At 50.7% G+C, this 278-nt stretch carries 1 protein-coding gene; it reads right to left on the bottom strand.

What is annotated here, in order from left to right; genetic code table 11:
* On the bottom strand, positions 1-278 hold a 278-nt coding region (locus tag SB765_RS29225; protein WP_410932433.1), incomplete at both ends, for a hypothetical protein.

The following is a 278-nucleotide window of genomic DNA, read 5'->3' as shown; positions in this document are numbered from 1 at the left end:
ATTGGCCCTGACTGCACCGCAAACTGAATCTCTTTACTGGTTTTGAAGGCATCCAGACGAACGATGCCGACTTTATCTCCCGCGACATAAAACACGCCGCCAGGACGGATAAAGAAATTCCCTTCACCTGAAGCGAGATTTAACGCCACCTTCTGCTGACCGTTTTCGATGTACAAACCGAGCGGCGCATAGCTTTCATCATAGATGCCGCCGTTCATCGCCATCTGCACCTGACCCTGACTATTCATATCCGCCAGCAGAGCATGTAAAGTTCCCCA

The organism is Pseudomonas sp. SIMBA_067, from assembly GCF_046534675.1.
Classification (GTDB): Bacteria; Pseudomonadota; Gammaproteobacteria; order Pseudomonadales; family Pseudomonadaceae; genus Aquipseudomonas; species Aquipseudomonas putida.
The sequence above is the reverse complement of the archived record's forward strand: the minus strand, read 5'-3'. Positions and strand labels throughout refer to the sequence as shown.